Genomic DNA, 19850 nt, shown 5'->3' on the forward strand with positions numbered 1-19850 from the left:
TAAGCGATCCCCACTGCTATCTTAGCGCATTTGCTTGACTTAAGCAACGACTTTATTCGATTTCGGACGTATCCCGGTATATAATAGCACGGTTATGTAACTGGATCATACCACTCTATCTGACCCAGATAACAAATGGAACCAGAATACTGGCGCTCGATCAGGGTCATTTCTATGATGCGCCGCTCTGTGATACTCTTTGTAATATGGATGCGACCAGCACCATCTTGATCGCCGATGACGATCCGGGCGCGCGCCTTGTTCTACAACGACTGTTGACGCGCGAGGGTCATCGGGTGCTGATGGCTCAGAACGGCGCCGAGGCACTGCGTCAGTCGATCGAATATACGCCAGATTTGCTGCTTCTAGATGTATTGATGCCGGAGATCGACGGTTTTGAGGTTTGTCGGCAATTACGCAATCATACACGGCTCCGCGAGATCCCCATTCTTTTGATCACGTCGCTTGGCGATCAGCAGTCACGTGTGGAGGGGTTGAGCGCGGGCGCTAATGGATTCATCACCAAGCCGTTCGACATGGCGGAACTGCTGGCGCATGTGCGCACCATCACCCGTCTCAACCGCTATCGCCGTTTATTGTCAGAACAGGAGCGGTTCCAGCGTCTGATCGAACTTTCACCGGAAGGCATCGCTATCATCAATGAGGAAAGCCGATTGCTGCTCGTGAACCCTGCGCTGGTCGCGCTGCTCGAAGCTCCGTCTGCCGGGTATCTCCTGGGTGACACATTGCTCAACTATCTGCATATTGCTGGGCTTGATCGCTATCGGGCGGGCATCAGAGCGCTCATGCAAGAGACGCAGCAGGTCTGGCGCATTGAACTCGATCTGATCAGCGTCAACGGTCACGCTACTCCCGCCGAAATCAGTCTGGGACGTTTTCGCGACCAGAATGGCGCATTTGCTCAGGTGATCATCCGCGATATTTCGGAACGTAAACGCGCCGAGGCACAGATCTATCGGCAGGTCAGCCGACTGACCAGTCTGCATACCATCGGCGTCGCTATTACAGCAAGCCTGGAGCTTCCGGCAACGCTGGCGATCCTGCTGGATCGCCTGATTGAGGAGTTGCACGTCGATGCAGCGAGTGTGCTATTGTTCAACCCACGCACCACAATGCTCGAAACAGCCTGCAACCGGGGGCTGCCGCGCGATCTTGCCGAGGTGGCGATCTGCGCTGAGGAAGGACTGGCTGGCATGGCGTTTCGTTCGCGTCAAACGGTCTCGCTCGCAACCTTTCCTTCCGAGATGCTGATCAGTCCACGTGATCAAATGCTGGCTGCGGCATTTGCAACATACTTTGCCGTACCCTTGCAGGCGCGCGACGAAATCAAAGGCGTGCTCGAAATCTTGCAGCGCGCCTCGTTTACGCCCGACGAGCATTGGTGGACATTTCTCGAAGCGCTGGCGATGCAGGCGGCGATTGCTATCGATACATCTTCGCTCTTCGAAGATTTGCGACGCACACACGCAGAATTGAAGCAATCCTACGATGCAACGATTGCCGGCTGGTCGCGCGCGCTGGATTTGCGCGACCGTGAAACGGAAGGGCATAGCGAACGTGTAACAGAGCTAACCCTGCGGCTGGCGCGTTGGATGGGCATTCCTGAGGATCAGATGGAACATATCCGGCGCGGCGCGCTCCTTCACGATATTGGCAAGATGGGCGTTCCCGATCATATTTTGCTTAAGCCAGGCCCGCTGAGTGTCGATGAATGGGCGATCATGCGCCAGCATCCGGTCTATGCGTTTCGCTGGCTCTCGGCGATTCCCTTTCTGCAACCTGCGCTCGATATTCCCTATGCCCATCACGAACGATGGGATGGCAGCGGTTACCCGCGCGGATTGCGTGGTGAACAGATCCCACTTGCCGCGCGTATCTTTGCGGTCGTCGATGTGTGGGACGCGCTGCGCTCTGATCGACCGTATCGTTCAGCCTGGACAGAAGAACAGACGATCGCATACCTCCGCTCCCTGGCCAGTACGCATTTCGATCCGGCCGTGGTGGCTGCATTTCTTGACATGATCGGGCAGGGGCGCAGGGAGTAGGGAGTGAAGAGGAGGAGTCAGGGGTTCGGGGTTGAGAGAACCTTCGCACCTCCCGCCTCGCGCCTCGCGCCTCGCCACAAATGCGAGATAAATCTCGCGCGACGCCATGGTCGGGCGCCTCGCCTCTCACCTTTCGCCCCTCGCGCCTCTTGCCTCGCGCCTCTTGCCTCGCGCCTCGCGCCTCTTGCCTCGCGCCTCGCGCCTCTCACCTTTCGCCCCTCGCGCCTCGCGCCTCGCGCCTCGCGCCTCTCCCCCTCTCACCTCTCACCTTTCGCCCCTCGCGCCTCTCCCCCCGCGCCTCTCACCTTTCGCGCCTCGCGCCTCTCCCCTCGCGCCTCGCGCCTCGCGCCTCTTGCCTCTTGCCTCGCGCCTCTCACCTTTCGCCCCTCGCGCCTCTCCCCTCGCGTCTCGCGCCTCTTGCCTCTTGCCTCGCCCCTCTCGCCTCTCGCCTCTTGCCTCTTGCCTCGCGCCTCTCACCTTTCGCCCCTCGCGCCTCTTGCCTCGCGCCTCTTGCCTCGCGCCTCTTGCCTCGCGCCTCGCGCCTCTCCCCCCTCTCACCTCTCACCTTTCGCCCCTCGCGCCTCTCCCCCCGCGCCTCTCACCTCGCCACCAATGCGCGATACATCTCGCGCGACGCCATGGTCGGGACCCTCACCCCTCGCGCCTCGCGCCCCTCGCCTCTCACCCCTCACCCCTCGCGCCTCGCGCCTCTCCCCTCGCGCCTCGCGCCTCTTGCCTCGCGCCTCGCATCTCTCCACAAAGGCGAGATACATCTCGCGCGACGCCATGGTCGGGACCCTCACCCCTCGCGCCTCGCCCCTCTTGCCTCGCGCCTCTTGCCTCGCGCCTCGCATCTCTCCACAAAGGCGAGATACATCTCGCGCTACGCCATGGTCGGGACCCTCACCCTTCGCGCCTCGCCCCTCGCGCCTCGCGCCTCTTGCCTCGCGCCTCGCATCTCTCCACAAAGGCGAGATACATCTCGCGCTACGCCATGGTCGGGACCCTCACCCCTCGCGCCTCGCCCCTCTTGCCTCGCGCCTCTTGCCTCGCGCCTCGCATCTCTCCACAAAGGCGAGATACATCTCGCGCGACGCCATGGTCGGGACCCTCACCCCTCGCGCCTCGCGCCCCTCGCCTCTCACCCCTCACCCCTCGCGCCTCGCGCCTCGCCCCTCGCGCCTCTTGCCTCGCGCCTCGCATCTCTCCACAAAGGCGAGATACATCTCGCGCTACGCCATGGTCGGGACCCTCACCCCTCGCGCCTCTCCCCTCGCGCCTCGCGCCTCTTGCCTCGCGCCTCGCATCTCTCCACAAAGGCGAGATACATCTCGCGCTACGCCATGGTCGGGACCCTCACCCCTCGCGCCTCGCGCCTCGCCACAAATGCGAGATAAATCTCGCGCGACGCCATGGTCGGGCGCCTCGCCTCTCACCTTTCGCCCCTCGCGCCTCTTGCCTCGCGCCTCGCGCCTCTTGCCTCGCGCCTCGCATCTCTCCACAAAGGCGAGATACATCTCGCGCGACGCCATGGTCGGGACCCTCACCCCTCGCGCCTCGCCCCTCTTGCCTCGCGCCTCTTGCCTCGCGCCTCGCATCTCTCCACAAAGGCGAGATAAATCTCGCGCTACGCCATGGTCGGGACCCTCACCCCTCGCGCCTCGCGCCTCTCCCCTCACCCTCGTCGCCGCGCGACTGTCAGCATAATGTCACTTCCTGTCACGAACGGGTCGAGGTCATACGAGCCGTAGATCGCCTCAACGACAAAACCGATGCGTTCAAGCAGGTGTTCGAGTTCGTAGCGGTAGAACCAGCGCAATGTCATAGGATGCACGGTGCGGCGCACGCTGCCATTCCCATCAAGTTCATCGTACACAAAGGTGACATAGTTGATCTGCTGCGCCATGTCTGCTCGCTGCGCCACGAACTTGCAGACGAACGCGCCATCGTCTGTGCGGAAGGTTCGATCCAGCGCCAGTTCTCCGTCGCACCCGGCAAGGTTGCGCGCGTGCGGATTGAACACATCGATCGCCAGCAGTCCATCGGGATGGAGGGCACGGTGGATGTTGGCAAGCACAGCCAACTGATCTGCAGTGGTCGTCAGATGCATGAAACTGTTGAGCGCCACGATCGCCAGATGGTACGGACCGTCGGGCACGGCGGACCGCACATCACCGTGATACAGGGCGATACGCGGAGCAACACCGGTCGCCGCAACGCGCATCCGCGCTCGTTCAATCATCGCCGCCGACGCATCGATGCCGGTGACGCGCATGCCGGCTTGCGCCAGCGGAACCAGCAGGCGACCGCTGCCGCACATTACGTCAAGAACACGCCCGCCAGTGCGACGCGCCAATTCGCGGTAGAAGGGGAGATCATCGGCAAATCCGCTATGATCGGCGTCGTAAAAGCGCGCGATAGCGTCGTAATCGCTCATATTGCTACGGTGCGATGCCAAACACAAACAGCGCGATCCCGCCCAGAATAATCAGGCCGGTAATGCCAACGATCACGCCCACCGGACTGATGATCGGATCGAACCGCGGCGGAGCGGGCAACGCGCGCTGGTCAGGCAGCGACATCGACATGCGGCGAACCTGGATATCGTGCCACTCCAGGTCAGGCGTCGACGATGGGAACGGCGAGCGCACCGGTTGGGGCAGGTTCGGGATGTCGTTGTAGGTCGCAGGTTGATACGCCGATGGAAACGGCGACTGCACTGATTGGGGCAGGCGCGCGTCGTCATTATACGTTGCGGGCTGATAGGTCGAAGGGAATGGCGAACGCACCGACCGGGGCTGTGACGAGGGCTGATTGACGGTGGCGTGACGCTCGCCTCTGCGCGTGATCCCACGGACGATCGACACTAGCGCCCCCAGAATGACCAGCCCCAAAATGATGAACGGCAGCAGGTTCGGCGAGATAGGCACAGCGCCGCCGAGCGCGTTCCGTAGCGCATTGAGCAGCGGACCGCCGGCGATCACTGCGAAAAAGATGAGCCAGCCGATGATCGATCCCCAGTTGATCCGTGGTTGTTGCTGACGTTCGTTGTCCATACGTCTGTATTGTACCACCACCACGGGTGGTTATGGGTCGGGATTCGGGGGTTTCAAGAACGCAGAACCTTCCTGCCTTCACCCTTCCCTCTCGCGCCTCAACAAGGTTCAATGCCCGCCGCAAACTGGAATGCGCCGCAGTCGTCGTGCTGAACGACCAGGAGGAGTCCTTCACGCAAGGAGATGAAGCCGGGAGGATCGATCAGGATGTTGCTGACGCCGCGCGCGCGCTCAAAGTGCAGCGTAGCATCGTCGAGTGCATAGAATAAGCCGCGCGTCGTGATCCCGCAGACAGTCGGCGTCAGCGGCAGGAGCGACAGCGTATCGCCACGTTGACCTTCGAGCAGCGCCTGATCGCGCACCAGAAACAGACGCTGCCGTTCATCGATCAGGCGCACCTGTCGCCCCTGCAACTCTGGCATCGCCAGCATGGCGACGTTGGCAAAGGTGTGATCCCAGCGTCCTCCCAGCGCGCCAAGAATGTCGATGTGCGTTGCGCCGATGGCGACGGCGTGGAGCAACGCCAGTTCCAGATCGGTCTCGTCCTTTTCGCGCGGGAAGCGGCGCACCTCGACGCCATCCGCCGCGAGCAACGCCAGTCGCGTCGCGCCAAGCGAGTCGAGATCGCCGATGACGATGGCGGGGCGGAAACCGGCTTCTACAAGGGCGTTCGCTCCGCCATCGGCAGCGATGACCAGATCGGCGCCGGCAATCATCTCGCGGTAGGGGTCGAGCCGCAACGACGGGGCATTGGCGACAATGACCACATTCATGGCATGCTCACGTTGCTGCGACAATCCGATTGCGCAGCACGCCGATTGAGTCGATCTCGGCTTCCATCACATCTCCAGGGCGCATGTACTCCGGCGGCGTGCGTCCGAGACCAACCCCGGCCGGCGTGCCGGTTGCAACGACCATCCCTGCTTCCAGCGGCATACCGAGTGACAGGTGTTCGATAATCGCAGGGATGTCGAAGATCAGGTCTCCCGTATGCGAGTCCTGGCGCGTCTCGCCGTTCAGCCGCAGACGAATGCCAAGCCCCGCCGGATCGGGAATCTCATCCACCGTCACGATACACGGTCCCATCGGGCAGGCGCGATAGAGACTCTTGCCCTTGAAGAACTGTTGATGACGGCTTTGCAGATCGCGCGCCGAAATATCGTTGACAATGGTATACCCAAAGATATACGCCATCGCCTCTGAACGCGGAATATTCATACCCGCCTTGCCGATGACAAACGCCAGTTCAACCTCGTAGTCCAGTTCAGTCGTCACTTTGGGATCGAGCGGAATATCGTCGTCCGGTCCGCACACGGTATGCGCCGCTTTGGTGAAGAAGACCGGATATTCCGGCAGTTTGGGTTCGCGCCCGCGCGCGCGGTACGACTCGATGGCGTGCGCAACATAATTCATCCCCAGACAGATGACATTCTGTCGTGGGCGCGGAATGGGCGCGAGAAGTGTCACGGCGCTCAACGGAACGCCCTTCTCGCGTTCGGCAGCGGCGCGCGCAGCCTCCAACCCGGCGGGACCGGCATCGATCAGGCTCAACATATCAGGCGCCACGCCGACAAGCGACACGACCTCGCCGCCGCGCAGCGCACCCAGGTGCACTCCCTCGCTGTCGCGGTACGTTACCAACCGCATGGTGGTCTCCTCGAAAGCATGACAGGCGAATACGGTATCTTGTATAGTACCACAGAATGGAGGCGCGAGGCGCGAGGCAAGAGGCAAGAGGGGCGAAAGGTGAGAGGCGCGAGGCAAGAGGCAAGAGGCGAGAGGCGAGAAGGGCGAGGCAAGAGGCAAGAGGCAAGAGGCAAGAGGCGCGAGGCGCGAGGGGCGAAAGGTGAGAGGCGCGAGGGGCGAAAGGTGAGAGGCGAGGGGCCCGACCATGGCGTAGCGCGAGATTTATCTCGCATTTGTGGAGAGATGCGAGGCAAGAGGCGCGAGGCAAGAGGCGCGAAAGGTGAGAGGCGCGAGGGGCGAAAGGTGAGAGGCGAGGGGCCCGACCATGGCGTCGCGCGAGATGTATCTCGCATTTGTGGAGAGATGCGAGGCAAGAGGCAAGAGGCAAGAGGCAAGAGGCAAGAGGCAAGAGGCAAGAGGCAAGAGGCAAGAGGCGCGAAAGGTGAGAGGCGAGGGGCCCGACCATGGCGTAGCGCGAGATTTATCTCGCATTTGTGGAGAGATACGAGGCAAGAGGCAAGAGGCGCGAGGCAAGAGGCAAGAGGCGCGAGGCAAGAGGCAAGAGGCGCGAGGCAAGAGGCGCGAAAGGTGAGAGGCGAGGGGCCCGACCATGGCGTCGCGCGAGATGTATCTCGCCTTGGTGGAATGGCGTAGCGCGAGATGTATCGCGCATTGGTGGCGAGGCAAGAGGCAAGAGGCGCGAGGCAAGAGGCGCGAGGCAAGAGGCGCGAGGCGCGAGGGGTGAGGGTCCCGACCATGGCGTAGCGCGAGATGTATCTCGCCTTTGTGGAGAGATGCGAGGCGCGAGGCAAGAGGCGCGAGGCAAGAGGGGCGAGGCGCGAGGGGTGAGGGTCCCGACCATGGCGTCGCGCGAGATGTATCTCGCCTTTGTGGAGAGATGCGAGGCGCGAGGGGAGAGGCGCGAGGCGCGAGGGGAGAGGCGCGAGGCGCGAGGGGTGAGAGGCGAGGGGCGCGAGGCGCGAGGGGTGAGGGTCCCGACCATGGCGTAGCGCGAGATGTATCTCGCATTTGTGGAGAGATGCGAGGCAAGAGGCAAGAGGCGCGAGGCAAGAGGGGCGAGGCGCGAGGGGTGAGGGTCCCGACCATGGCGTAGCGCGAGATGTATCTCGCATTTGTGGAGAGATGCGAGGCAAGAGGCAAGAGGCGCGAGGCGCGAGGGGCGAGGCGCGAGGGGTGAGGGTCCCGACCATGGCGTAGCGCGAGATTTATCTCGCCTTTGTGGAGAGATGCGAGGCGCGAGGCAAGAGGCGCGAGGCGCGAGGGGTGAGGCGCGAGGCGCGAGGGGTGAGGGTCCCGACCATGGCGTAGCGCGAGATTTATCTCGCCTTTGTGGAGAGATGCGAGGCGCGAGGCAAGAGGCGCGAGGCAAGAGGGGCGAGGCGCGAGGGGTGAGGGTCCCGACCATGGCGTCGCGCGAGATTTATCTCGCCTTTGTGGGGAGATGCGAGGCGCGAGGCAAGAGGCGCGAGGCAAGAGGGGCGAGGCGCGAGGGGTGAGGGTCCCGACCATGGCGTCGCGCGAGATGTATCTCGCCTTTGTGGAGAGATGCGAGGCGCGAGGCAAGAGGCGCGAGGCAAGAGGGGCGAGGCGCGAGGGGTGAGGGTCCCGACCATGGCGTCGCGCGAGATTTATCTCGCCTTTGTGGAGAGATGCGAGGCGCGAGGCAAGAGGCAAGAGGCGCGAGGGGAGAGGCGCGAGGCAAGAGGCAAGAGGGGCGAAAGGTGAGAGGCGCGAGGGGCGAAAGGTGAGAGGCGAGGGGCCCGACCATGGCGTAGCGCGAGATGTATCTCGCCTTGGTGGAATGGCGTAGCGCGAGATTTATCTCGCATTTGTGGAGAGATACGAGGCAAGAGGCAAGAGGCGCGAGGCAAGAGGCGCGAAAGGTGAGAGGCGCGAGGCAAGAGGCGCGAGGCGCGAAAGGTGAGAGGCGCGAGGCAAGAGGCGCGAGGCGCGAAAGGTGAGAGGCGCGAGGCAAGAGGCGCGAAAGGTGAGAGACGCGAGGGGCAAGAGGCAAGAGGCGCGAGGCGCGAGGCGCGAGGCGCCCGACCATGGCGTAGCGCGAGATTTATCTCGCCTTTGTGGAGAGATGCGAGGCGCAAGGCAAGAGGCGCGAGGCGCGAGGGCGGACTTGACCGGTGTGCAACGCGCATGCGTCCAACACCTTCATCGAGACGGAATGAGTCAATCCGCGTTGGCGCGCCGGTTTGGCGTACAGCGGCGCACGATCCAGCGCTGAATTGTCCGTCCGGATACGGTCGATCGTCCTGGTGGGCCACGCGCCCATGGGCGGCGGACCTTGACGGACGCCTCTTGCGACGTGGTAATCGCCGCACGGCAGGCGCATCCGCATCACGGACCCAAACGGATGGCGCAGGATCGGCAGCCGCGCTTTCCCAACGCCAATGCGGTGACAGTGTGGCGGACCCCGGAGGCCGCCGGATGGACCCAGCGCTCCCCCCAAAAAACGGCCGCACCGTCCGATTCCGGTCGGACGCCATCGGGGTCAATTGGACATTCAGGAGTTACCGGCGATTCGCGGAAGCCCCAGACGGGAGTACAAGACGAGTCTGATTCATCTGCGGACCCGGATGAAGTACGCGGAAATCCACCCAACGGCTACCGGTCGGCGGATTGCCGGGGTGTTGCGACGAGCGATTGGACGATTGCTCCCGTTTCATCTGGTGGTCACAGATACTGCACTGGTCTGTACGATGATGTATGACAACGTTCACTGGCCACATCAAGGTCTCGATGGCGGTCATGCCGTTAGCGCTCTTCCATCGGTGCTATTCCATGCCGCAGCCAAGGGTGCGCTAACAGAGTAAAGCAGTACACCTAACCCTACCTCTGACGGTCACGCTGATACAGTTGCCAGGCGGTCAGCGCCAGGCAGACGACCATGTAACCAAAGAGTATCCCCCAGCGTGACAGCAAGTGCTCCGGCGCGAAAGTGTACTCCTCCGGCGGATTGGGCAGGCGCAACATTCCCGGTTGTAGTGGAAGATCATTGATATTGACCGATGTACCATAGGCATCCATCGCCCACCGGCTAATCGTCAGCCAGGAGAGAACGCGCTGCACGGTGATGCCATCCCCCAGGCTGAAAATGACCCCCGCGAAAATAATCTGCGGAATAAGCGCCAGCGGCACCAGCGAAATCGCCCGATCCGGCGTTGCCGCGAATGCCGAGATTGCCAACCCCATCGCCAGCCCTGCCAACGACGTCAGCACGGCAGTGATGAACAGTTCCAGTTGTATCGGCAACATCACTCCCTGCGCAGGGAACTGCACTCTCAGCCCGACCAACGCCAGCAGCACGGCGCTTTGCAGAACGACCAGCAGCAGCAGCACCAGCACTTTCGACAGCACATACGGCGCAATGCGCAGATTCGCAAGGCGCTCCCGGCGGTAGATCGGCGCTTCTTTAGTAATCTCGCGCGCAGCGTTGATAATGCCAAACCAGACGCCGACCGTCGCCAGCATAAAGAGCACCTTCTTGGCTTCATTGGCAAAAGCGTTCTCGCCGACAATCGCATCGGCTTTGGCGACCAGCATCAATAGCAAACCGATGATCGGCGCTTGGAGGAGCAGGATTGCCAGATTGCGCCGGTCTTGCAGCGTCAGGTCAAAATACCGGCGCACCAGGATGCCGAATTGTCGCAATGACGAAACGCCGGGACGCTTCGCTGCGCCGTCCCCCTCAGCGTTGCCGGTCACCGGTCCGACCGGCGCCTCTGCCAATCGCCCGGTCACATACGTGGCATATTGTGGCGAGGCGCGGAACTTCATCTCCCATAGTTCGGCAAGCGTAGGAACCGACGGTTTGTTGTTTCCCGACGATTGTTGCCTATGATGCTGCCATGCCGCGTACTCCGTCTGAAGATCGCGTTGCACAATCGCCCACCGTTCAGGATCGTTCGGGTCTGCCAGTCCGTCGATGCGGGTGTAAATGTCGGCAAAATCACCGCTCGACACGCCAAAGAAATTGAGCGCCTCGGATGGCGGACCAAAGAAGACCATCCGTCCGTCCGACATGAACGCCACGTGATCGCAGACATTAATGTTGGCGGTGGCATGCGTCACCAGCACAATGGTGCGCCCGCTATCCGCCAGGCGGCGCAGGGTGTACATCATCTTCTTTTCGAGACCGGGATCGAGTCCGGAGGTCGGTTCGTCCAAAAAGAAAAGCGACGGATCCGCCAGCAGTTCAGCGCCGATACTAACACGTTTGCGCTGCCCGCCGGACAGGTTTTCAATCGGTTTTTCGCGGTGCGGCGTCATCTCGACATCTTCGAGCACACGGTCGATGCGCTGCCGAATCTCTACCGGCGCCGTATCGGCAGGCAGACGCAGTTCGGCGGCGTATCCCAGCGCGCGTTCGACCGGCAGGCTGCGATGAAGGATGTCGTCCTGTGGAACATAGCCCAACACCGAGCGGTAGGCGTCGAAGTTACGATAGTAGTCGTCGCCGTTGACCAGGATGCTCCCATGGGTCGCCTGCACGAAGCCGGAGAGGGCGTTGAGGAGGGTGCTCTTGCCGGTGCCGCTGCCGCCAACGAGCGCCACGAACTCGCGTGGCGCAATCGAAAGTGAGACATCTTTCAGAATCATGCGGGTTTTGCCGCCACGCGATACCTCACGCCACAGGTTGCGCGCATCGATGCGCAACGCGCCGCGCTGGTCGTACTGATCGAGGCTTTCGCCAGTGTAGACCAGCTTGAATGCGCCGATCTGGATAATGTCGCCTTTTGCCAGTGTATGCTCGGTGATGCGCCGCCCATTGACAAAGGTGCCATTGGTGCTTCCCACATCGCGCAGCACATGCTTCCCGTTCACCCGGTCGATAACCGCGTGTCTGCGCGACACCTGCGGGTTATCGAGGAGAATCTCACATCCCTCACGTCCAATTGTAATCTGCGGATCGGTCGGATCGAGCCGATAGCTGCGCGTGACCTCAGCCGCCTGTTGAACCTTCGGCGCCTGTGGGTTGCGGTAGGTCAGCGTGACGAAATTACCGGTTGCCGGGTCGCCAATGCGCAACACGTCGCTGTCTGCCAGCACATGCGGCGCATTGGCAGGAAGTCGCTTTCCCTTAAAGAGCAGACCGTTGGTGCTGCCGATATCGACAATCTGGTGCGCGACGCCATGCGGCTCGATGCGCGCATGGCGACCGGAGACGAAGCGTGAGGTGATGACAATATCGTTGTCGGGCGCGCGCCCAATCGAAAGCGATTGTTGACCGAGCGTGACCTCGAAGGTGTGACCTACATCTTGAACGATCAGCACGGGTCCGGTGGCGGACACCCCACCCTGTGATGAACCACTGCCGATCATGGTCGCGTCAGGAGCGCCGCCAGGCGGGGCAGCGAATGCTCCCTGCGCCAGGGAAGCGGTTCGCTCAGGAGTGTAGCCAGGAGCGGCGGAAGAACGAGCGGTTGATGCAAGGGCAGCGGGTAGAGGTGTATCTTGTGATTTCCCGCAGCGGGTGCAGAACTTCGCCCCGGGTCGGTTCAGCGGTGCGCCGCAGTGAATGCAGGTTGCAGGCTGTGACACCATGATCCTCCTGTTGGTAAACACGCGAGTCGATTGTAGCATGCCCTGCAATAGAAAGACGACGCTGTATCAGGCATTGGCGCGAAAACGCACCTGTACGTACTGATACCAATGACGATTGAAGATGCCGCATGCGTGTCATTCCGAGCGCAGCGAGGAATCGGCGCGGGTCGCGCACGACCCCTCGCGCTGCTCGGGGTGGCAATGCCGGATGGTCACAGGTCATTGGTATGAGGGAGACGAAGAGGCGTCTTCGTCTCCCTCAATGGTTGCAGAAGGAGCAATCTTCACACCCGCAATGATCCCAGATAGCGTACCGTGGTGTGTTCTTCTTACTCGCCGTCATCTTGTAGCGAGATAACGCCATCTTTATAGATCTCGACGGTGATGTCGTGTACTACCCGACCCTTGCACTGGGTTGTTTGTTCCTGTGGTTGCTCATCTCCGATCATCTGCGTTGCTACGGTGATCGTCAGATCTACATCGGTCGTTGCTGCACCCTTGCTGATGCGCCAGAGCGGTTCGCCGAGGGTGTCGCCCTTGCCGACATATTCCAGTTTGCCAAGGATGTAGCGTGTGTCGACGCTGCCATGAACCGATACGCCGACGCATCCGGCGAGGAAAGCGCCCAGGATCAGAATCGTCAGCGCCATCAAGACACGGCGGCGTGTGCGCCACGCCAGAATACCGGAAGGCATCGCAACCAGCAGAAGAACTCCTGGTTGCATGCCGCCCGTTTCTGGCGGCGGAACAACCAGACGCAGCATCCCCTGAATATTATCGGGTCCAATCAATCCAATCGCTTCGATCTGCGAGTGATCATCCGGATCGTCGGTCAGGGTCATGCCGGGATCGAGCGCAAACGCCAGTTCGTTGAGACCTTGCCAGGTGTATGATCCTCGTTGCGCCATCCCCTCTGAGAGGGCGGCGGATAGTTGAGTCAGTTTCGCGGGATCGACGGATGTGTTGTCACTGCTGCACACAACCGAATTGCTGCGCACATCACCCGGTATCAGCAACCAGTCTCCTTGCAGATCGACAAGGCGCACGGCGGCTTTGAAGGTGTTCGTCTCATCACGCCCAAGCGCAACCACCCGCACCTTTCGATAGCCCATTGTCGCATGGATCGGACCCAGCACCAGCTGCGCATCGCCTGGATGATGAACGACAGGTTCATCATCCAGGCGATACAAGAGTTCGATCCCTGGTTCGATGATCAGCATGACAGGCCAGGTTGGTCTGCCTGTTCCGCCGCTGACGACCTGTAACGGATAGACTCCTGCCCGCTCGATGGGCGCGTTGATGATGTATTCGGGCGGGCGATCTTTGGGGGTCTCCTGCCTGATCTGCGGTTCACCCGAACTGCTTTCCAGGAAGAACTCTTGTGCAGCGCTCAGGATATTTTGTTTGACCCAGATGACATCACCAAACGTATCACCGGTACGGACGACGTTGTGGAGCGAGATAGTCGTATTCGTCCGTTCAGGCGCTACGCCGAGCAGATAGCGCGCGTAATCGTCCAGATTGGCGCGGATGTTCGCCTGGAAGGCGGCGTCATTGAGCGGGTATGTTCCGTCGTTGATTGCCCGAATCATTCCCTGTTCGCTTATTGCGCAGGCATCGCTGTCGCACATGTTTACCCTGAGCAATTGCGCGTGGATGTACCGCGCCTCGTCGCTGCGCGACCATGTGAACGGCGCCGCCTGAAAACCAAGGAATGCCGGTCGATCAACCGTTGTCTGACCATAGTGCTGTAGGTTGAACTCCAGAGCGCTATCATCGATCAAAAACACGCCATTTTCCGCAGTCGTTTCCAGCCACCATGTTCTGGCGCCAGAGAGCGCCGATAGCGTCATAACGTACTCCTCGTCCTGGATCCAGTGAAAAAGTTCGTGCGCCAGATCACGTCGTCCTTCATTGGTGGATATGCTGGATGCGCTATCCATCGGGAGATATATAATCCCATTCTTGGCGCTATACACCGGTCCGGCAACTGATGGATCGACAATCACAAAGATCGACGCGCTTGACGCAGCAGCGGTGAACCCTCTCCCTGCATACGCTTTCATCAGGACATCCACCTGAGAAATGATGGCGTCGGCATCGGCGGTTTGTAGTGGCACGGTCAGTCGCCACATGACATGGACTCTGCCGTTCGTCCGACAACGAGTGTTTGTCGTCCATTCCAGGCATTCACGATAGACATCGGCGGCATAGGCGCGGCGCGGCGCAAGGTTCAGCCCCAGCAGGTTGTGCGTTTCGGCTGGAGATGCGGCGCTGCCGGGTTTGGGACGCAGAACGACATAGTGGATCGTCCCATCGCGCGCTATTCCCGGCGCAGGCGCGTCGGGCAGCGTCTTGGGCGCAATCAACGTGTCGATGCGCAGCATGCCATCGGTTGGTTGGAGATCAAGGAGCGCCAGATATTCGTTATCGATGACCACTGCTACACGCGAGTCCGGTCCGGCTGCCGGGAGCGCCAGCGTTGCGCGTCCACGCCCGTCGTGTTCTGCCACAACCGAATAGAACGGCGTTTCGATGGCAAACGCCTGATTGAGCGCATCTGCGAGCGATCCCTGCGCGGCGCTCGCCATTAATTCGATCCCTGATCCCTCCTCAAGCGCATCACCTGGAACGGTGAGACTGGCGCCATGACTATCAATGTGCGGTTGTCCATCAGCAGCGACGGTTGTCTGCTCGATGGGCGCGATCGTCATGGTCAGTGGAGCAGGCGTCGCGGTCGGGGTCGTCGGACCGAGATTTGCCGGCGGAAGAGGCGTACTATTGGCTGGCGGCGCGCTGCTGATTGCACTGCGCCCGAAACCGAAGAGCAACGCCGCAGCAATCCCTCCAACGACGACGAAGACGACCGCAATCGCGGCGATTGCGAGCAGTCCAGGCGACAGTGAGTGGCGGGACAGCGGCGTAGGCATCTGGGAGACGCCAGAAGGCGGCAGTGGGTAAGGCGCCATACCGGGAGGAGGCGGTGCATGAGGCGAATACGATTGCGCAAAGGCGGATGGTTCCTGCCCAGTCGCAGACGAATACGGCCATGCGGATGGTGGAGGGTATGGCGGCGCTGACATTGGACCGGATGCATGGGCTGAGGGCGCAGCCAGGGACGGCGGTAGCGGAGCGGCAGGCAGCACTGGCGGAGCGAGGACGGCTTCCACTTCCGACACAATGCCCAGACGCAGCATCGTGTCTCCCAGCGTCAGCGTGTCCCCCGGACGCAGGGCAGTCGGCGCGCGCAGCGAGACGCCGTTCAGTAACGTTCCGCCGCTGCTCCCAACATCTTCGGCAACGAATGCAGCGCCGTTCCATGTCAGGCGAAGATGGTGACGCGAGATCTTTGGATCGTCAAGAAGGATCGTGTTATCGGTTGCTCGACCGATGGCGATCACGGCTGTGGGCAGAGGAATGTGCGCCGTGATGGTATTCTCCCGGATGACCAGGAGTTCGAAGATATGCGATGATGGATGCAATGGACGACCACACTGCGGGCAAACATGTATTCCAGGACGATGTGGGGCGCCACAGAATGGGCATATGGGCAACGGCTGCGAGTCGGAAGCATGGCGCATATCGTTTTCTCCGCGACGCTAATGGAGATGGCACAAGAAACGCTTGCGAAGCCTTTCCGCTTCTTATACCGTGTATGCGAAAGGACAGGAATGGAGGATTCAACAACGATGGATTGTTATTGCGCAACCAGAGATGCCCGATGCACAGCGGTTTCTGTTTGACGCCTTCCGGTCGCTGTGCTATACTAGGGCAGTCGTGGTGCCTGTAGCTCAACGGCAGAGCGCCTGACTGTGGCTCAGGAGGTTGTGGGTTCGAGACCCATCAGGCACCCCATCTTCTGTCTCCTCGATGAGGAGACTTTTTTGTTTGGCGAAAGTACATCGCTATCGCGTTGCGACGTCGGTTTTTCGTTGCTTTGCGCACAGCGGAGGCGCGCCCGTGGATTACCTGGTTGTTTCCAATCATCACACGTTTATGATCAGCGACCATAACGGCGATATTCCCGTCGAGGACTCGCCATTCGGTCTGTATTTCTACGATATGCGCCACCTCAGCGGCTTCCAGGTGCGCCTGAACAGTCAACCGCTCGAACTGCTCGCTTCGAGTGATGAACATGTGTATCGTGCCGTGTTCCTCCTGACGAACGGCGCATCCGGTAACGAACAGGGACTCGACCGCCAGACAATCGCGGTGCGGCGCGAGCGGGTCGCACACGAGGCGGTCTATGAGCGGATTGGGGTCACCAACTACAATCGCACTCCAATCGAGTGTGATCTGACGGTCGAACTGGCCGTCGATTTTGCCGATATGTTCGTTGTGCGCGGCTTCGCCGGCGGTCCACGCGGTTCAATAGCGCCGGTCGAATATCACGGCGATCGGCTCCGATTCATCTATCGCGGCGCCGATGATGTGGTGCGCACCACCGACATTCATCTGAGTGTCATCCCGGATACGGTTGATATACTCGGCGCTGAAGCGCCGCCGCCCTCTCCCGGTCCGCAAGGCGAAGGGGCGCGCCGTCTGCGGCAACTGCCAACCCCCGCGCGCGCGCAGGTACACTGGCGTCTGACGCTGGAACCGCATGCCACCTGGAGCGTTGATCTGACCATCACACCTGCGACCGATCCATTGGACCAACAGAACAGTCGTGCAGGCGAATCGTTTGAGACGGCGCTGGAAGCGGTACGCGCATCATACCAGGCATGGGACGAAGCGGCAGCCATCGTGACAACCGATAACCCGGCGTTCAACGAGATACTACGGCGCAGCAGCCACGATCTCCGTGCATTGACAGTGCCGTTTGGCGATCTCTTCCTGCCGGTGGCGGGAATTCCCTGGTTTGCGGTTCCCTTCGGGCGCGATTCGTTGATTACCAGTTTTCAGGCGCTCTGGTTTCAGCCGGACCTGGCGCGTAGCACGTTGCGCTATCTGGCGGCGCATCAGGGAACACAGGATAATCCCTGGCGCGATGAGCAGCCGGGCAAGACTCTGCACGAAATGCGCTTTGGGGAACTCGCCAACACCAACAGCGTTCCGTTCAATCCCTATTACGGCAGCATTGATGCCACGCTCCTGTTCTTAATGCTGTTCGCTGCCACCGTGCGCTGGACCGGCGACAGGACGCTGTACCACGATCTGCTGCCGGCGGCGTTGCGCGCGATCGACTGGATCGACCTTTATGCCGATGCCGATGGTGATGGTTATATCGCGTTCGAGCCGCGCTCGACAGCAGGGTTGCGCATTCAGGGGTGGAAGGACTCGCGCGATTCGGTGATGCATCCCGACGGAACCCTTGCCGAACCGCCGCTGGCGCTGGTGGAGGTGCAGGCATACGCTTATGCCGCCAAAACCTGGATGGCGGATCTGTTCGAGCGCATGGGAGAACCTGACCGGGCGGCAGAGTTGCGTCTTGGCGCTGCGGCGCTGAAAGAGCGGTTCAATGCCGATTTCTGGCTGGAGGACGAGAAGTTCTACGCGCAGGCGATTGAGGTTGGCAAAGGACCCATTCGTGAAGTCACCAGCAATCCGGGACACGCACTTCTGTGCGATCTTTTGCTGCCGGAATACGCTGCGCAGGTAGCAGATCGACTAACAGCGCCCGATATGTTGTCGAGCTGGGGGGTGCGCACCCGCAGCGCCGCCGACCCGAATTACAATCCGATAAGTTATCACAATGGCAGCGTCTGGCCCCACGATAACTCGCTGATCCTCTGGGGATTGACTCGGAGTGGGTTCCGTGACAAAGCCAATGAAATCGCCGGTCGCCTGGTTGCAGCGGCGGCGCATTTCCGCTTGCGTCGCCTGCCCGAGTTGATGTGCGGGTATGACCGCGATCCTGAAACGTTCGATGGTCCTGTGCCATACCCGGTGAGTTGCCGTCCACAGGCGTGGGCTGCCGGTACAGGGCTGCTGATCGTGCGCAGCATTCTGGGGCTTGAGGTCGATGCGCTCGACAACACACTGCACCTTGCGCCGCATCTTCCGCCTTGGCTCTCGTGGGTCGAGGTGCAGAATCTGCGTGTCGGCGAACGACGGGTCCATTTTCGGGCAACGCACGCCGGGGTGGAAATCATTGCGGATGGCGGGGTCGAGGTGCGCATCAAGGGTTGACGCCGTTGTGGGAGGCGCCCGACGGCTGATGCAGAAAATAGCCCGGTCTGCTGGCGCTGCGGGCTGAAGCCCTGGCTGAGATCGTGCAAGCCCCTACGGGGCTTCCTCAACACGAAGCGAGGCAACCGGTCTGCTGGCGCTGCGGGCTGAAGCCCTGGCTGAGATCGTGCAAGCCCCTACGGGGCTTCCTCAACACGAAGCGAGGCAACCGGTCTGCTGGCGCTGCGGGCTGAAGCCCTGGCTGAGATCGTGCAAGCCCCTACGGGGCTTCCTCGTCCTGAGCGAAGGCGTGCGCCCGCAGCGCAGGGGATGCGCGGTGTGGCAGCGCAGGTTTACCGGGTTCATTGCCTCATCCTCATCAGTCGCGGGCTATGGTTGCGAAGCCCGCCTGCGGTGGGGGGTGGTGCAGCTCGCCCGTGCGCCTGGCGTCTCCCAAACACGAAGCTGGCGCTGCGGGCTGAAGCCCTGGCTGAGATCGTGCAAGCCCCTACGGGGCTTCCTCAACACGAAGCGAGGCAACCGGTCTGCTGGCGCTGCGGGCTGAAGCCCTGGCTGAGATCGTGCAAGCCCCTACGGGGCTTCCTCGTCCTGAGCGAAGGCGTGCGCCCGCAGCGCAGGTTTACCGGGTTCATTGCCTCATCCTCATCAGTCGCGGGCTATGGTTGCGAAGCCCGCCTGCGGTGGGGGGGGGTGCAGCTCGCCCGTGCGCCTGGCGTCTCCCAAACACGAAGCTGGCGCTGCGGGCTGAAGCCCTGGCTGAGATCGTGCAAGCCCCTACGGGGCTTCCTCGTCCTGAGCGAAGGCGTGCGCCCGCAGCGCAGGTTTACCGGGTTCATTGCCTCATCCTCATCAGTCGCGGGCTATGGTTGCGAAGCCCGCCTGCGGTGGGGGGGGGGGGTGCAGCTCGCCCGTGCGCCTGGCGTCTCCCAAACACGAAGCTGGCGCTGCGGGCTGAAGCCCTGGCTGAGATCGTGCAAGCCCCTACGGGGCTTCCTCGTCCTGAGCGAAGGCGTGCGCCCGCAGCGCAGGTTTACCGGGTTCATTGCCTCATCCTCATCAGTTGCGGGCTATGCTTGCGAAGCCCGCCTGCGGTGGGGGGTGGTGCAGCTCGCCCGTGCGCCTGGCGTCTCCCAAACACGAAGCTGGCGCTGCGGGCTGAAGCCCTGGCTGAGATCGTGCAAGCCCCTACGGGGCTTCCTCGTCCTGAGCGAAGGCGTGCGTTCGCAGCGCAGGGGGCGCCCGGTCGGACAACGCCGGTATAGCGGCGCATTGTTTTCTGCCAATGCATGACTGCACGCAGTGTAAGCGGTGTAATTACCTCGACAGGTTGAGC

General features: G+C 61.6%; 10 protein-coding genes and 1 tRNA gene. 5 read left to right on the forward strand and 6 right to left on the reverse strand.

All coding sequences use genetic code 11. The features are described from left to right. The first annotated feature begins 206 nt into the window (after positions 1 to 206). Entirely contained in the window at positions 207 to 2066 is a 1860-nt protein-coding gene (locus RCAS_RS24200; RefSeq protein ID WP_012122076.1) for an HD domain-containing phosphohydrolase, read from the forward strand. Positions 2067 to 3741: 1675 nt separating this feature from the next. On the opposite strand, the gene RCAS_RS18650 is transcribed toward RCAS_RS24200, so the two are convergent. The 4 genes from RCAS_RS18650 to RCAS_RS18665 form a co-directional block, all read right to left on the reverse strand. Continuing rightward, entirely contained in the window at positions 3742 to 4503 is a 762-nt protein-coding gene (locus tag RCAS_RS18650) for a class I SAM-dependent methyltransferase (protein ID WP_041331076.1), read from the reverse strand. A gap of 4 nt (positions 4504 to 4507) precedes the next feature. Then, a complete protein-coding gene (locus RCAS_RS18655; RefSeq protein WP_012122078.1) occupies positions 4508 to 5122 on the reverse strand; it encodes a hypothetical protein in 615 nt (204 codons plus the stop codon). A gap of 98 nt (positions 5123 to 5220) precedes the next feature. Continuing rightward, positions 5221 to 5895: a thiamine diphosphokinase gene (locus RCAS_RS18660; RefSeq protein ID WP_012122079.1), complete on the reverse strand. Its 675-nt coding sequence runs from the start codon at positions 5893 to 5895 to the stop codon at positions 5221 to 5223. A gap of 7 nt (positions 5896 to 5902) precedes the next feature. Next, positions 5903 to 6769 carry a fumarylacetoacetate hydrolase family protein gene (locus RCAS_RS18665; protein ID WP_012122080.1) on the reverse strand — a complete coding sequence of 289 codons (867 nt, stop codon included), beginning with the start codon at positions 6767 to 6769 and terminating at the stop codon, positions 5903 to 5905. 2146 nt (positions 6770 to 8915) lie between these two features. On the opposite strand from RCAS_RS18665, the gene RCAS_RS26550 reads away from it, so the two are divergent. Together RCAS_RS26550 and RCAS_RS18685 are read left to right on the forward strand one after the other, a co-directional pair. After that, a complete protein-coding gene (locus RCAS_RS26550; protein WP_157042698.1) occupies positions 8916 to 9065 on the forward strand; it encodes a helix-turn-helix domain-containing protein in 150 nt (49 codons plus the stop codon). A gap of 352 nt (positions 9066 to 9417) precedes the next feature. Further along, complete coding sequence (locus RCAS_RS18685) at positions 9418 to 9654, forward strand: hypothetical protein (RefSeq protein WP_041331086.1); 237 nt, start codon at positions 9418 to 9420, stop codon at positions 9652 to 9654. A gap of 16 nt (positions 9655 to 9670) precedes the next feature. Here RCAS_RS18685 and RCAS_RS18690 read toward each other — a convergent pair whose 3' ends face one another. Beyond that, positions 9671 to 12385 (reverse strand): FHA domain-containing protein, encoded by a 2715-nt coding sequence (locus RCAS_RS18690; protein ID WP_041331088.1) that lies wholly within the window; start codon positions 12383 to 12385, stop codon positions 9671 to 9673. A 329-nt stretch (positions 12386 to 12714) separates the two neighbouring features. Continuing rightward, entirely contained in the window at positions 12715 to 15867 is a 3153-nt protein-coding gene (locus RCAS_RS18695; protein ID WP_041331090.1) for an FHA domain-containing protein, read from the reverse strand. A gap of 298 nt (positions 15868 to 16165) precedes the next feature. Between RCAS_RS18695 and RCAS_RS18700 the strand changes: the two genes are divergently transcribed. Next, positions 16166 to 16240, forward strand: a tRNA-His gene (locus tag RCAS_RS18700). A gap of 33 nt (positions 16241 to 16273) precedes the next feature. Further along, the gene (locus tag RCAS_RS18705) at positions 16274 to 18517 is read left to right on the forward strand and encodes an amylo-alpha-1,6-glucosidase (RefSeq protein WP_232280062.1); all 2244 of its coding nucleotides are present in this window, start codon (positions 16274 to 16276) and stop codon (positions 18515 to 18517) included. Positions 18518 to 19850: the final 1333 nt, after the last annotated feature.

Source organism: Roseiflexus castenholzii DSM 13941 (assembly GCF_000017805.1).
GTDB lineage: Bacteria > Chloroflexota > Chloroflexia > Chloroflexales > Roseiflexaceae > Roseiflexus > Roseiflexus castenholzii.